This is a genomic window from Frigidibacter sp., assembly GCF_030695035.1.
In the GTDB taxonomy this organism is placed as follows: domain Bacteria; phylum Pseudomonadota; class Alphaproteobacteria; order Rhodobacterales; family Rhodobacteraceae; genus Frigidibacter.
The window spans coordinates 1-13,316 of sequence record NZ_JAUYTT010000011.1 but is presented as its reverse complement, the minus strand read 5'-3'; the positions used below and the strand labels follow the sequence as shown (position 1 = coordinate 13,316).

Here is a 13,316-nt window from a genome sequence, read left to right as displayed (position 1 = left end):
CTACTCCGCCAGTACCCAGGTGTCCTTGACCCCGCCGCCCTGCGACGAGTTCACGACCAGACTGCCATCCTTCAGCGCGACCCTTGTGAGGCCGCCCGGCACCAGCTCGATCCGCTCGCCCACAAGGCAATAGGGCCGCAGATCGACATGGCGGGGCGCGACGCCCTCTTCCACGAAGGTCGGCACTGTGGACAGCGCCAGCGTCGGCTGTGCGATGTAATTGTCTGGGTCTTTGGCGATGCGATCGGCGAAATAGGCAATCTGCTCAGGCGTGGATTTCGGCCCGACCAGCATCCCGTAGCCGCCAGAGCCATGGACCTCTTTCACCACCAGCTCCTTGAGGTTGGCCTGCACATATTTCAGATCGTCCTCCTTGCCGCATTGCCAGGTCGGCACGTTCTTCAGGATCGGCTCCTCGCCCAGATAGAAGCGCACCATGTCGGGCACGAAGGTATAGACCGCCTTGTCATCCGCAACGCCGGCCCCCGGCGCCGAACAGATGGTAACGCCACCCGAGCGATAGACATCCATCAGCCCCGGCACACCCAGCATCGAATCCGGGCGGAAGCACAGCGGGTCAAGATAGCTGTCATCGATGCGGCGGTAGATCACGTCCACCTTCTTGGGCCCCTCGGTCGTGCGCATCCAGACGAAGCCGTTTTCCACGAACAGGTCCGCGCCCTCGACCAGTTCCACGCCCATAAGGTCGGCGAGGAAGCTGTGCTCGTAATAGGCGCTGTTGAAGTGCCCGGGGGTCAGGATCACGATGGTCGGATCGCGGTCGCATTTCGCGGGGGCGACGCTGGCCAGCGTGCGGCGCAAGAGGTCGGAGTAGTTGTCCACCGGCTCGATCCGGTTGTTCTGGAACAGCGCCGGGAACATCCGCATCATGATCTCGCGGTTTTCCAGCATGTAGCTGACGCCGCTTGGCGTGCGGCAATTGTCTTCCAGCACGAAGAAATCGCCCGGCCCGGTGCGCACGATATCGATGCCTACGATATGGCTGAACACGCCCCGCGGAGGCACGAAGCCCGACACGGCCTTCTCATACGCCTCGTTGCGGTAGACAAGGCGCGAGGGGATCTTGCCCGCCTTCACGATCTCGCCCCGGCCATAGACATCGACGAGGAAGGCGTTAAGCGCCCGCGCCCGTTGCTTGATGCCGCGTTCCAGCTTGCGCCATTCGTCCTGCGCAAAGACCCGCGGGAACATGTCGAAAGGGATCAGCCGATCCGGATCGCCGCCCTCGCCATAGACGGCGAAGGTGATGCCGATGCGCCGGAACAGATCCTCCGCCTCGGCCTGTTTCATCTGCCGCAGCTCTGCAGGCATGGATTGCATCCAGTCCTCAAGCCGCGCATAGGGCGCCCGAACAGCGCCCCCCTCATACATTTCGTTGAAATACTCGGTCGCCATCACTCGTGCCGATGTCCCGCCCTGTTGTCCCCCGACGATTCAGGGGCGTTTCCCCAAGTGTTAGGCAGCAGCGCCGGACAGGGGAAGGCGCTGCATGATGTTAACGCCGATGCCCGCCAAAGTGTTGCCATAATTCGGGCAGATGCCCGATATTTGTGCAATTTCGAGCACGATCACGGCTTGCGGCGCCGCATTTCCGCGACGATCCGGGACAGGGAGGCCACGAAGGGCTCCCGATCCGCCTCGGGCAGCGCGCTCAGCGCCTGTGCGTTCACCGCCTGCGCCGCGGCGGTCGCGGGCCCCTCCAGCGCGCGGGCCCGGCTCGTCAGATGCACCGTCTGCGCCCGGCGGTCCACCGGATGCGCCCGCCGCTCGATCAGCCCGTCGCGGGCCATGCGGCCGAGGGTGCCGGCCATCGTTGCCTGCTCGACATCCAGCCGCGCGCAAAGTTCGGCTTGGGTCAGCCCATCCTCGCGCCACAGCTCCAGCAGCGTCATGAACTGCGCGGGGGCGAGGCCGACGGGGGCGATCCCGGCGGCCAGATGCTGCGCGAAGAGCCGCGCAAGGTGGTTCGCGAGGTAGCCGGCAGAGCGTGTCTTGTCGAAATCCATGCGGCCATCTGTCACTTGCATAGCACGCTATGCAACCCCTATATGGATAGCATCCTATTTACTTGGAGCGACTCGCCATGCTGTCCCGTCCCGTCAAAGCCAAACTCCACGCCGCCGCCGGTGGTACTGCCATGCTGACGATTCTCGCCTTCCAGGCCCTGCTGTGGCGGGCCGAGGCGAGCGGCTACCCCGAAGACATCCTCGCCGCGCGGGTCGCCATCCTCTGGGGTGTCGGTCTGGTGCTGGTCCCGGCGATGGCCGGCGCCGGGATCAGCGGGGCCGTGATGGGCCGCGGCTGGAAGCGCCCCGAGATCGCCGCCAAGGCCCGGCGGATGCGGGTCATCGCCGCCAACGGCCTGCTGGTGTTGCTGCCCTTGGCCATCGCGCTGTGGTGGCTCGCCAGCAAGGGCATGGTCGAGGAGCGGTTCTTCTGGCTGCAACGGCTGGAGATGCTGGCCGGGCTGGTCAACCTTGCGCTGCTGGGGCTGAACATGCGCGCGGGCCTGCGGCTGCGCAGGCCGAGGCGCATGGCCGCCTGAGCGGCTTCCCTTTGCCGGCGCGCAGCCTAAGTTCAGGGAATGGCACGCGAACCGGTTCTTACCTTCACCGACCGGGGCATCCACTGCCCGGCGGGGGATTTCTACATCGACCCCTGGCGCCCCGTGGACCGGGCGATCGTGACCCATGCCCATTCCGACCATGCCCGGTCCGGCATGGGCCATTACCTCGCCACCCCGCGCAGCCTTGCCGCGATGCGCCACAGGCTCGGCCCGATCACCGCGCAGGCGCTGGAGTTCGGGGTGCCGCTGCGGATCGGCGGGGCGACCGTCAGCCTGCACCCGGCCGGGCATGTGCCGGGATCGGCACAGGTGCGGGTGGAGGTGGCGGGCGAGGTCTGGGTGGTGTCGGGGGATTACAAGATCGCTCCCGATGGCCTGTCGGAGCCGTTCGAGCCGGTGCGCTGTGATGCCTTCATCAGCGAATGCACCTTTGGCCTGCCGGTGTTCCGCTGGCGCCCCGAGGCCGAGATCCGCGCCGAGGTGAACCGCTGGTGGGCCGGGAATGCCGCCGACGGCCGCGCCTCGGTGCTGGGGGCCTACAGTCTTGGCAAGGCGCAACGGCTGCTGGCGGGGCTCGATCCCGGCATCGGCCCGATCCTGACCCATGGCGCGGTGGAGGAGATGACTGCGATCCTGCGTTTGCAAGGGTTGATGCTGCCCGAGACGATCCGCGTGGTGCCGGGGGTGGATGCCAAGTCGCATCCGGGCGCGCTGGTGCTGGCACCGCCCGCCGCGCTTGGCACGCCCTGGGCGCGGCGGTTCGGGCCGGCCTCGGAAGGCTTCGCGTCAGGCTGGATGCGCCTGCGCGGCATCCGGCGGCGGCGGTCGGTGGACCGGGGCTTCGTGATTTCCGACCATGCCGATTGGGACGGGCTGAACACCGCGATCCGCGAGACGGGGGCCAGCCGGGTATTCGTGACCCATGGTTATACGACCGTGTTCCGGCGCTGGCTGGCGGATCAGGGCTATGATGCGGGGATCGTGGCGACGGACTGGCAGGGGGACGAGGCCGAGGCGGCTGCGGAGGTTACCGAATGAGTGCGCGGCTGGCTGCGGAGGGAGGCGCTGCCCGCAAAGGAGAGCAGAAGGGGGGCGCTGCCCCCCGTCTCCTGCGGAGACTCCCCCCGGGATATTTGGGCCAAAACGAAGGGCAAGGGGTGTCTGGTTTGGGGGCGGCGCGATGAAGCGGTTTGCTGCACTGTTCGCTGCGCTGGATACGACCACGCGGACGTCGGAGAAGACCGCGGCGCTGGCGGCCTATTTCCGCGAGGCGCCGGATCAGGACCGGCTGTGGACCATCGCGCTGCTGTCGGGGCGGCGGCCGAAGCGGGCGGTGAATGCCACGCGGCTGGCGGAGTGGGCGGCGGAGGTGGCGGGGCTGCCGGGGTGGCTGTTCGAGGAAAGTTATGCGGTGACCGGCGATCTGGCCGAGACCATTGCGCTGATCCTGCCGCCCCCGGCGCTGCCCGAGGCGGCGACGCTGACCGACTGGATCACCCGCATCCGCGGCCTTGCCGCCCTGCCAGAGCCCGAGCGGCGCGAGGCGGTGCTGGAGGCCTGGACGGCGCTGGAGGGGACCGAGCGATTCCTGTTCAACAAGCTGATCACCGGCGGCTTTCGGATGGGCGTGGCGCAGGGGCTGATGACCCGCGCGCTGGCGCAGGCGACGGGGATTGCCGAGCCGGACATCGCGCTGCGGCTGATGGGGGACTGGACGCCGGACACGACCACCTTTGCCGCTTTGGTGCTGACCAATGACCCCGGCGCCAACCTGGCGCGGCCCTATCCGTTCTGCCTCGCCCATGCGCTGGAGCAGGAGCCAGAGGCGCTCGGGCCGCCCGAGGACTGGGCGGCGGACTGGAAATGGGACGGCATCCGCGGGCAGGCAGTGCTGCGCGGCGGGCGGTTCACGCTGTGGTCGCGGGGGGAGGAGCTGGTGACGGACCGCTTCCCCGAGCTGACCGAGTTGGCGGACCGGCTGCCCAATGGCACGGTGATCGATGGCGAGATCCTGGCGTTCTCGGCGGAGGGGGATGGCGCGCCGCTACCCTTTGCCGCCCTGCAAAAGCGGATCGGGCGCAAGACGGTTTCGAAGAAGCTGCTGGCCGACACGCCGGTGATCCTGATGGCCTATGACCTGCTGGAGGATGAGGGCCGCGACATCCGGGCGGAGCCTTTGGCGGCGCGGCAGGCGGCGCTGCGGCGGTTGGCGAAGAATGTGCCCGCCAGTGCGCCTTTCCGGCTGTCGCCGCCCCTGCCCTTCGCGAATTGGCCTGCGCTGGCCGCCCTGCGGGCGGATGCGGCAGCGGCAGGCGCGGAGGGGGTGATGATCAAACGCCTCGCTTCGCCCTATCATGTGGGGCGCAAGCGGGGGGATTGGTGGAAGTGGAAGCTCGACCCGATGACCTTCGACGCGGTGATGGTCTATGCGCAGGCCGGGCATGGCCGCCGCGCAAACCTTTATACCGATTTCACCTTCGCGCTGTGGCAGGGGGAGGAGCTGGTGCCGGTGACGAAGGCCTATTCCGGCCTGACCGATGCCGAGTTCGGCGAGATCACCGCCTGGGTGCGCAAGAACACGCTGGAGCGCTTTGGCCCGGTGCGGCGGGTGACGCCGGCACTGGTGTTCGAGATCGCCTTCGAGGGCATTCAGGAAAGCCCGCGCCACAAGTCTGGCATCGCCCTGCGCTTTCCGCGAATGCTGCGCTGGCGGCGCGACAAGCCCGCGGCGGAGGCGGATACGCTGGAGACGGCGCGCGATCTGCTCAATGCGCGGCGCTAGCCGCGCAATCTGCGGGCCGCGGGGCGGTAAGCCACCCTTGCACCCCGCGCCCCTGCGCCCCTATGTCTGGGGCTGCACAAAGATGAGGTTTCCCGATGCCGATCCGCCTTCCCCGCCCGCTGCATGATGCAAACCCGGCCGCCGGCGGCGGCTTTGGCGATCTGCCCGAATGGGACCTGACCGACCTTTACCCTGCGCCGGATGCGCCCGAATTCGCCAATGACATAGTCTGGCTGGAGCAGGCCTGCCGCGATTTCGCCGATGATTTCGAGGGGCGGCTGGCGGATCTCGACGCAGATGCCATGCTGGCCTGCGTGCACCGCTATGAGCGGATCGAGACGGTGGCGGGGCGGATCATGTCCTATGCGGGCCTGCGCTATTACCAGAACACGCTCGATGCCACCCGCGCGAAGTTCATGGCCGATGCACAGGACAAGGTGACGAATTTCACCACGCCGCTGGTGTTCTTCAGCCTGGAGTTCAACCGCCTGCCCGATGAGCATCTGGCCGCGTTGCTGGAAGAAAGCGCCGATCTGGCCCGCTATACCCCGGTGTTCGACCGGATGCGCGCGATGCGCCCGCACCAGCTGTCGGACGAGATGGAGAAGTTCCTGCACGACCAGTCCACCGTCGGCGCCGCCGCCTGGAACCGGCTGTTCGATGAGACGATGGCCGGCCTGATGTTCGACGTGGAGGGCGAGGCCGAGCCGCTGAACCTTGAGGCGACGCTGAACCTGCTGTCGGACCCGGTCCGCGCCAAGCGCGAGGCGGGGGCACGGGCGCTGGCGGCGGTGTTTGCGCGGAACGTGAAGCTGTTTGCCCGCGTCCACAACACGCTGGCCAAGGAAAAGGACATCGAGGACCGCTGGCGCAAGATGCCGACCCCGCAATATGGCCGCCACCTGTCGAACCATGTGGAGCCCGAGGTGGTGCAGGCGCTGCGCGATGCGGTGGTTGCGGCCTATCCGCGCCTCAGCCATCGCTACTATGCGCTGAAGGCCAAATGGCTGGGGCTGGACCGGCTGCAGATCTGGGACCGCAATGCCCCCCTGCCGACCGAGGATGTGAAGGTGGTGGATTGGCCCACCGCCCGGGCGATGGTGATGGATGCCTATGCCGCCTTCGCGCCGGAAATGGCAACGCTGGCCGAGCCCTTCTTCGACAAGGGCTGGATCGATGCGGGCGTGAAGCCGGGCAAGGCCCCCGGCGCCTTTGCCCACCCGACGGTCACCGAGGTGCATCCCTATGTGATGCTCAACTACCTTGGCAAACCGCGCGACGTGATGACGCTGGCGCATGAACTTGGCCACGGGGTGCATCAGGTGCTGGCAGCGGGCCAGGGCGAGATGCTCGCCTCCACCCCGCTGACGCTGGCCGAAACCGCCAGCGTGTTCGGCGAGATGCTGACCTTCCGCAAGCTGCTGGAGGCGGCAAAGACGCCCGCCGAGCGCAAGATCCTGCTGGCCGGCAAGGTCGAGGACATGATCAACACCGTCGTCCGGCAGATCGCCTTCTATGACTTCGAATGCAAGCTGCACGCCGCCCGGCGCGAGGGCGAGCTGACCCCCGAAGACATCAACGCGCTGTGGATGAGCATCCAGGCCGAAAGCCTCGGCCCGGTCTTCGATTTCATGGAGGGGTATGAGACCTTCTGGTCCTACATCCCCCACTTCGTGCATTCGCCCTTCTACGTCTATGCCTATGCCTTCGGCGACGGGCTGGTTAACGCGCTTTACGCCGCCTACGAGGAAGGGCTGCCGGGCTTCGAGGAGAAGTATTTCGACATGCTCCGCGCCGGCGGGTCCAAGCACCACAAGGAGTTGCTGGCGCCCTTCGGGCTCGATGCCAGCGACCCAGCCTTCTGGGACAAGGGGCTTGGCATGATCGCGGGCATGATCGACGAGCTGGAGGCGATGGAGGACTGATCGTGCTTTGGGGTGGCGGTCGGAGGCTTTAGCCGCCGATCGCCACCTCGGCCAGCAGACCACGATGGTTGGAGCCAAGATCATCGCCGAAGGGCGCAAGGTCCGTGAGCCGCGCGCCGCCGCGCACAAAGATATTGTCGATCGGCACCCCGAAGCGCCCGGCCTCGGCCGGCCATGTCGGCACCGGCAGGCGCGGCGCGCGCAGGCCGGTCGCGTCGATCAGCGCGCGCGAGGGCGCGCTCCACGGGGCGGCGTTGAAATCCCCCACCAGCACCAACGGGCCGGCGACGTCGTTCAAGCGGGATCGCAGTTGCTTATCCTGAAACTCCACCTGGCCCGCGAACCAGGGCTTGAGCTTGTGGGCCACGACGAGGGTGAAGGGCGCGGCGCCCGGCGGCGTCACCGTCACGCTGGCAAGATGTTCCCCCCAGGCCATCGCACCCGCCTCAGGAACGGTGGGTTCCAGCGGCACCTTGGACAAGACCACCGTCTGGCATTGCCTCTCGCAACCGGCCATGTAGGGATAGTCCGCCCGCAAGCTTGGCAGAACCGCCGACAGCGCGCTGCTTTCGGCGAATGCGAGCACATCGGCCCCGGACTCGCGCGCAGCCTGGGCGATCCGCTCGGCATTGGCGGTGTTATCAAACAGAACATTGAAGAACAGGATCCGCACGTTCGGCTGCAGGTCGGCAGCTAGCGGCAGCGAGCGTTGCGCGTGCTGTAGCCCGAACCAGCCAACCAGCGCCAACGCCAGAACGGCCACCACGCCCCCAGCCCGCCAGGCCCCCAGGAGGGCAGCCAGCAGGGCCAGCGCCAGCGCCAGACCCAGCATCTGCGGCGCGACGCTGTCCAGAACCCGCGCCATCGTGCCAAGCGGGGACAGCAGCGCCAGGGTCACGGGCACGGTGCCGGCGACAAGGGCCAGCAAGGACAGGCACAAAACCGCCCCGATCAGGCGTTGCCGGATTACGTTCGCGTTCATTTCGCCTTGTCCTGTCAGAGCGGCCACCGGGGGCCTGCCGCCTCATCCCCAGGCGCAACTTAGCTGCACCGCAGCAAAGCGCAACCTGCACCTGCCCGAAGCGGCTGACCTTCGCGCAAGCGTAAGAAGGCCCGCCGAGTGGGCGGGCTTTCAGGCTCAGGCGGTGACAAGCATCCCGCGGTCGCGGGCCAGCTCCTGCATCCGCTTTTGCAGCTTCTCGAAGGCCCGCACCTCGATCTGGCGGATCCGCTCGCGGCTGACCTCGTATTGCGCCGACAAGTCTTCCAGCGTGGCCGGGCTGTCTTCCAGCCGGCGCTGCATCAAGATGTCCTTCTCGCGCTCGTTCAGCACATCCATCGCCTGCACCAGCAGGGCGCGGCGGGCTTCCAGCTCGTCCCGCGCCTCATAGTCGCCGGCCTGATCGGCATCCTCATCCTCGAGCCAGTCCTGCCATTGCGTCGCGCTGTCGCCATCCGACCCGACCATCGCGTTCAGCGAGGCATCGCCGCCCGACAGCCGCCGGTTCATGGACACGACCTCGGCCTCGGTCACGTTCAGATCCTTGGCGATCTGCGCAACATTCTCGGGGCGCAGGTCGCCCTCTTCCAGCGCGCCGATCTTGGATTTGGCCTTGCGCAGGTTGAAGAACAGCTTTTTCTGAGCAGAGGTCGTGCCCAGCTTCACCAGGCTCCAGGAGCGCAGGATATATTCCTGGATGCTGGCGCGGATCCACCACATCGCATAGGTCGCCAGCCGGAACCCGCGCTCGGGGTCGAAGCGCTTGACCGCCTGCATCAGGCCGACATTCGCCTCGGAAATCACTTCCGCCTGCGGCAGCCCGTACCCGCGATAGCCCATCGCGATCTTGGCCGCGAGCCGCAGGTGGGAGGTGACCAGCCGGTGCGCGGCCGAGCTGTCCTCGTGATCCACCCAGCGTTTGGCCAGCATGTATTCCTCTTCAGGCTCCAGCAGCGGGAACTTGCGGATCTCCTGAAGGTAGCGGTTCATCCCCTGTTCGGGGCTGGGTGCGGGTAGGTTGGTATAGGTGCTCATCTGTCTGATCCCCTGTTCCCCTGCCGCCAAGGGGCGGATCGGGACCGGTGAAGTTGGGAAGTGCGCGGCCCGCTTTCAAGGGGCCGCTGTTAGTGTACCGAACGGTTCAACGCAGGATGCAGTTCCTCCCGTCGCCGCGCCAGCCCCATGTCAGCGCTATCACGCTTATGTGGCTGTGCGCGGGCGCAGGGTGATCTCAGGGGGAAGGATACCTATGTGCGCCTATGCCTTGGGCAGCAGCGCCAGCAGGTCAGCCATATCTGGCGGCAGCGGGGCCGAGAAGGACAGCGCCTCGCCGGTCACCGGATGCTCGAACCCCAGTGTGGCCGCGTGCAGTGCCTGCCGCGGGAAGGCCGCTACCGCCTCGGCCGCCGCCTCGCCAAGGCTTCGGGCCGCGGGCTTGCGCCGCCCGCCATAGGTCGGATCGCCGACCAGCCCATGCCCGACATGGCCCATATGCACCCGGATCTGATGGGTGCGCCCGGTTTCCAGCCAGCAATCCACCAGCGCCAGGGTCGGCGGCGTGCCGAACACCCGGTCCAGCCGCGCCCGCGTGACGGCATGGCGCCCGCCATGTTCCACCACTGCCTGCCGCTGCCGGTCGGTCTTGTGCCGCGCCAGCTGCGTTGCCACTTTCAAGATCCCGCCCGCCTCGAAGCTGACGCCCTTGATCCCGCGCAACCGCGGATCGGCCTTGTCGGGCACGCCATAGACCAGCGCCAGATAATGCCGATCCACCGTATGCGCCTCGAACTGCGCGGCAAGCCCGTGATGCGCGCGGTCAGTCTTGGCCGCAACCAGCAGCCCGGTCGTGTCCTTGTCGATCCGGTGCACGATCCCCGGCCGCCGCTCGCCGCCGATGCCGTGCAGGCTCTCGCCGCAGTGATGCAGCAGCGCATTGACCAGCGTGCCCGAGGGCGTGCCCGGCGCCGGATGCACCACCAGCCCGGCGGGCTTGTCGATGACGATCAGGTCGTCATCCTCCCAGACCACCGACAGCGGGATGTCCTCGGCCTCGGTCTCCACCGGCTCTGGCGCGCCGAGCGCGAGGTCGATCCGGTCGCCCTCGGCCACCCGCGCCTTCTGGTCGGTCAGCACCACGCCGCCGCGGCTGACCGCGCCCTCGGCGATCATCTTGGTCAGCCTTGACCGGGACAGCGCCCATTCCTCTGGAACCTCGCGCGCCAGCGCCTTATCAAGGCGCTCGGGCGGGTCCGGCCCGATGACGACATGCAGAAGGCGGGGGGCGATGCCTGACAAGGAAGATACTCCGAACGGGGGCGAGGCGGCCCCGGCGCTGCCGGAACTGCGTTTCCTGAAGGCACTGGTGACGGCGCTTGCCGGGGTGATGATCGTCGGGCTTCTAGCGATCCTTGCGATCCTTGTCATCCGCTTCTCGCAAGAACCCGCCGGCCCGGTGCTGCCCGCCGAGATCACCCTGCCAGCTGGCACCACCGGCCGTGCGGTGACCGTCGGCCCCGGCTGGTATGCGGTGGTCACAGATCAGGACGAGATCCTGATCTTCGACGCCGCCTCCGGCACCCTGCGCCAAACGGTGCAGATCGAGAACTGACCCCCTCTTCTCCTTTGCCTTGTAAAAATATCCTCAGGGGGTGTGGGGGGCAGAAAGCCCCCCGCGGTCTTGTCAGCTTGCGAATGTTAGCCCTTCACAGCCCCCAGATCGCCGCCTCGGCGATCTCGACCGAATTGCCGGCCGGGTCGCGCAGGTAGATCGAGCGGGCGCCTGTCTTCCAGACTTGGTCATGCTCGAGAGCGATGCCAAGGTCGGCTAACCGGCTGCGCCAAGCCTCCAGTTCCTCGGCAGTCTCGGCACGAAAGCACAGATGCCCCGGCCCCGTCGCGCCATGTGCGGGGATGCCGTTCTGGTGGGCGGGATCGCGGGTCGCCTCGGGGTTGAAGATCAGCAGCATCTGCCCGCCGCAGCGCAGGAAGGTGAAGCGACCGGGCACGGATTGCACAGGCTCCAGCCCGAATACCTGAATATAGAACTCAGCCGCCGCCTGCGGATCGGCGGCATAGATCACCGTCTCGAGGATCGCCGTTGCCTTCATCGCCCCTCCAGTCCTGCCCGCCGAACCCGCGCGGACGATAAGAGTTCCTCACGTCCCCGGCCGGATCACCCCGCATTCGGTGACGATCAGGTCCAGCTTCTGGTCGGTCGGCTCCACCGGAACCTCCTCCACCTCCTGCGCGGCGAAGCCGAAGCCGACGGCGATCACCGGCCCCGCGGCGCGCAATGCCTCCAGCGTCCGGTCATAGAAGCCGCCGCCATAACCAAGCCGGTAGCCGCGCCAATCGAAGGCCAGCAGCGGAACGATCAGCACCGAGGGCACCAGCCACGCGCCCGCCGCCGGCACCAAGGCGCCGAACTCTCCCGGCTCCATCGCTGCCTCGGGCGTCCACTCGCGGAAGCGCAGCGGCTGGCCCGGCCCGGCGATAACAGGCACGCATACCCGACCGCCCTCCCCCGCCGCCAGATGCGCGGCCATCGCCGCCAACGGGTCGATCTCGGTCCGCATCGGCATGTAGCCGGCCAGCACCTGCCCGCGGCAGGGTGCCAGCACGGCAGCCAGACGGTCCGCCGCGCTGCCCTGCCCGCCCGCAAAGGCCGCCTTGCGATCCGCAAGCGCCTCTGCCCGCGCCGCCGTCTTCTGGTCCATCAAAGCATTCATAGTAAAATCACCGTCGCCAAACCGAGGAAACTGAAGAAGCCCACCACATCGGTCATCGTGGTGACGAAGGTGCCAGAGGCCAGCGCCGGGTCCAGATCGTAGCGGTCCAGCGCCAGTGGCACCAGCACCCCCGCCAGCGCTGCCACGATCAGGTTGATCACCATCGACATGCCGATCACCGCCCCCAGCAGCAAGGATCCGAAGAAGAAATACCCGACCCCCGCCATGATCACCGCGAACAGCACCCCGTTGATCGCGCCCACCATCGCCTCGCGCCGAACCACCCGGCCGGCATTGGAGCTGGTGAGGTTCTTGGTCGCCAGCGCCCGCACCGCCACCGCCAGCGACTGGGTGCCTGCATTGCCGCCCATCGAGGCGACAATGGGCATCAGCGCCGCCAGTGCCACGATCGCCTCGATCGTGCCCGAGAACTGCGAGATCACCAGCGCGGCAAGGTTCGCGGTCAGCAGGTTCACCAGCAGCCAGGGGGTGCGCTGCTTCACCGTCTCGATCACGCCGTCGGAGATCGAGCTTTCCTCACCCACGCCCGCAAGGCGCAGCACGTCTTCCTCATGCTCCTCATCCAGCACGTTCATCGCGTCGTCGATGGTGATGACGCCGACCAGCCGGTCATCCTCGTCCACCACCGGGGCCGAGATCAGGTGATACTGGTTGAAGGCATAGGCGACCTCGCCCTCCTCCTGAAACACGCTGAAGGTGCGGAAGCTTTCCTCGGCCAACCCGCGCAGGGCCACGTCGCGGCGCGAGGAGAGAAGCTTGCCAAGCGTCACATAGCCGACCGGATGCTGGCGCGGATCGACCAGCACCACATGGTAGAACTGGTCGGGCAGCCACTCCTCGGCGCGCAGGAAATCGATGGCCTCGCCCACCGTCCAGTGCTCGGGCGCGGTCACCACCTCGCGCTGCATCAGACGGCCCGCGGAATATTCCGGGTAGGCCAGCGCCTGTTCCACCGCCAGCCTGTCGGCCTTGTCCAGCGTAGAAAGAATGGCCTCTTGCGCGGGCTCTTCCAGATCCTCAAGGATATCGACCATATCGTCGGTATCCAGATCGCGCATCGCCTCGGCCACCACCGAAGCCGGCAAGGATTCGATCACCTCTTCGCGGATCGAATCCGAAATCTCCGACAGGATGTCGCCGTCAATCTCCCCCGACCACATCGCAAGCAGTCTCCGGCGCTGCTCGCCGCTGATCTGTTCCAGCAAATCGGCCACATCGGCAGGGTGCTTCCGGGCCAGCTGGCGCGACAGCGCTGCCGTATTGCCTGCCTCTA

The 13,316-nt window shown here is 67.2% G+C and carries 13 protein-coding genes; 5 read left to right on the top strand and 8 right to left on the bottom strand.

The genetic code is table 11. The features are described from left to right. Both Q8S30_RS11040 and Q8S30_RS11035 read right to left on the bottom strand, forming a co-directional pair. Entirely contained in the window at positions 1–1,416 is a 1,416-nt protein-coding gene (locus tag Q8S30_RS11040; RefSeq protein ID WP_305666076.1) for a circularly permuted type 2 ATP-grasp protein, read from the bottom strand. A gap of 173 nt (positions 1,417–1,589) precedes the next feature. Beyond that, the gene (locus Q8S30_RS11035; RefSeq protein ID WP_305666075.1) at positions 1,590–2,048 is read right to left on the bottom strand and encodes a MarR family winged helix-turn-helix transcriptional regulator; all 459 of its coding nucleotides are present in this window, start codon (positions 2,046–2,048) and stop codon (positions 1,590–1,592) included. A 110-nt stretch (positions 2,049–2,158) separates the two neighbouring features. Here Q8S30_RS11035 and Q8S30_RS11030 point away from each other — a divergent pair, with 110 nt between their 5' ends. From Q8S30_RS11030 to Q8S30_RS11015, 4 genes are all read left to right on the top strand, one after another. Continuing rightward, positions 2,159–2,566, top strand: a complete 408-nt coding sequence (locus Q8S30_RS11030) for a hypothetical protein (protein WP_305666074.1) — start codon at positions 2,159–2,161, stop codon at positions 2,564–2,566. Positions 2,567–2,605: 39 nt separating this feature from the next. After that, on the top strand, positions 2,606–3,625 hold the full coding sequence (locus Q8S30_RS11025; protein ID WP_305666073.1) for a ligase-associated DNA damage response exonuclease: 1,020 nt from the start codon (positions 2,606–2,608) through the stop codon (positions 3,623–3,625). Between the two features lie 142 nt (positions 3,626–3,767). Beyond that, on the top strand, positions 3,768–5,369 hold the full coding sequence (locus tag Q8S30_RS11020; protein WP_305666072.1) for an ATP-dependent DNA ligase: 1,602 nt from the start codon (positions 3,768–3,770) through the stop codon (positions 5,367–5,369). Between the two features lie 95 nt (positions 5,370–5,464). Beyond that, positions 5,465–7,294, top strand: a complete 1,830-nt coding sequence (locus tag Q8S30_RS11015) for a M3 family oligoendopeptidase (RefSeq protein ID WP_305666071.1) — start codon at positions 5,465–5,467, stop codon at positions 7,292–7,294. Positions 7,295–7,322: 28 nt separating this feature from the next. Here the strand turns inward: Q8S30_RS11015 and Q8S30_RS11010 are convergent, their stop codons facing one another. The 3 genes from Q8S30_RS11010 to Q8S30_RS11000 all read right to left on the bottom strand — a co-directional run bounded on the left by Q8S30_RS11010 (position 7,323) and on the right by Q8S30_RS11000 (position 10,589). Further along, a complete protein-coding gene (locus tag Q8S30_RS11010; protein ID WP_305666070.1) occupies positions 7,323–8,276 on the bottom strand; it encodes an endonuclease/exonuclease/phosphatase family protein in 954 nt (317 codons plus the stop codon). Positions 8,277–8,432: 156 nt separating this feature from the next. Continuing rightward, positions 8,433–9,329, bottom strand: a complete 897-nt coding sequence (gene rpoH / locus Q8S30_RS11005) for an RNA polymerase sigma factor RpoH (protein ID WP_305666069.1) — start codon at positions 9,327–9,329, stop codon at positions 8,433–8,435. Between the two features lie 222 nt (positions 9,330–9,551). Continuing rightward, positions 9,552–10,589 carry an RluA family pseudouridine synthase gene (locus Q8S30_RS11000; protein ID WP_371135505.1) on the bottom strand — a complete coding sequence of 346 codons (1,038 nt, stop codon included), beginning with the start codon at positions 10,587–10,589 and terminating at the stop codon, positions 9,552–9,554. Between Q8S30_RS11000 and Q8S30_RS10995 the strand changes: the two genes are divergently transcribed. Further along, positions 10,579–10,902, top strand: coding sequence for a DUF6476 family protein (locus tag Q8S30_RS10995; protein WP_305666068.1), 324 nt, complete (start codon positions 10,579–10,581; stop codon positions 10,900–10,902). The two genes, Q8S30_RS11000 and Q8S30_RS10995, sit on opposite strands and share 11 nt — an antisense overlap. A gap of 94 nt (positions 10,903–10,996) precedes the next feature. Here the strand turns inward: Q8S30_RS10995 and Q8S30_RS10990 are convergent, their stop codons facing one another. The 3 genes from Q8S30_RS10990 to mgtE all read right to left on the bottom strand — a co-directional run. After that, positions 10,997–11,401, bottom strand: a complete 405-nt coding sequence (locus tag Q8S30_RS10990; RefSeq protein WP_305666067.1) for a VOC family protein — start codon at positions 11,399–11,401, stop codon at positions 10,997–10,999. Between the two features lie 48 nt (positions 11,402–11,449). Beyond that, the gene (locus Q8S30_RS10985) at positions 11,450–12,010 is read right to left on the bottom strand and encodes a 5-formyltetrahydrofolate cyclo-ligase (RefSeq protein ID WP_305666066.1); all 561 of its coding nucleotides are present in this window, start codon (positions 12,008–12,010) and stop codon (positions 11,450–11,452) included. Positions 12,011–12,018: 8 nt separating this feature from the next. Beyond that, positions 12,019–13,316: magnesium transporter (mgtE, locus tag Q8S30_RS10980; RefSeq protein ID WP_371135504.1), on the bottom strand; the 1,298-nt coding region annotated here is incomplete at its 5' end.

What these genes read in the sequence shown, in the direction of transcription:
- Q8S30_RS11020 (WP_305666072.1), top strand. Translation starts at nt 3,768, where the DNA reads ATGAAGCGGTTTGCTGCACTGTTCGCTGCGCTGGATACGACCACGCGG.
- Q8S30_RS10985 (WP_305666066.1), bottom strand. Translation starts at nt 12,010, where the DNA reads ATGGACCAGAAGACGGCGGCGCGGGCAGAGGCGCTTGCGGATCGCAAG.
- Q8S30_RS11040 (WP_305666076.1), bottom strand. Translation starts at nt 1,416, where the DNA reads ATGGCGACCGAGTATTTCAACGAAATGTATGAGGGGGGCGCTGTTCGG.
- Q8S30_RS11015 (WP_305666071.1), top strand. Translation starts at nt 5,465, where the DNA reads ATGCCGATCCGCCTTCCCCGCCCGCTGCATGATGCAAACCCGGCCGCC.
- Q8S30_RS10990 (WP_305666067.1), bottom strand. Translation starts at nt 11,401, where the DNA reads ATGAAGGCAACGGCGATCCTCGAGACGGTGATCTATGCCGCCGATCCG.
- rpoH (WP_305666069.1), bottom strand. Translation starts at nt 9,329, where the DNA reads ATGAGCACCTATACCAACCTACCCGCACCCAGCCCCGAACAGGGGATG.
- Q8S30_RS11030 (WP_305666074.1), top strand. Translation starts at nt 2,159, where the DNA reads ATGCTGACGATTCTCGCCTTCCAGGCCCTGCTGTGGCGGGCCGAGGCG.
- Q8S30_RS11025 (WP_305666073.1), top strand. Translation starts at nt 2,606, where the DNA reads ATGGCACGCGAACCGGTTCTTACCTTCACCGACCGGGGCATCCACTGC.
- Q8S30_RS11035 (WP_305666075.1), bottom strand. Translation starts at nt 2,048, where the DNA reads ATGCAAGTGACAGATGGCCGCATGGATTTCGACAAGACACGCTCTGCC.
- Q8S30_RS10995 (WP_305666068.1), top strand. Translation starts at nt 10,579, where the DNA reads ATGCCTGACAAGGAAGATACTCCGAACGGGGGCGAGGCGGCCCCGGCG.
- Q8S30_RS11010 (WP_305666070.1), bottom strand. Translation starts at nt 8,276, where the DNA reads ATGAACGCGAACGTAATCCGGCAACGCCTGATCGGGGCGGTTTTGTGC.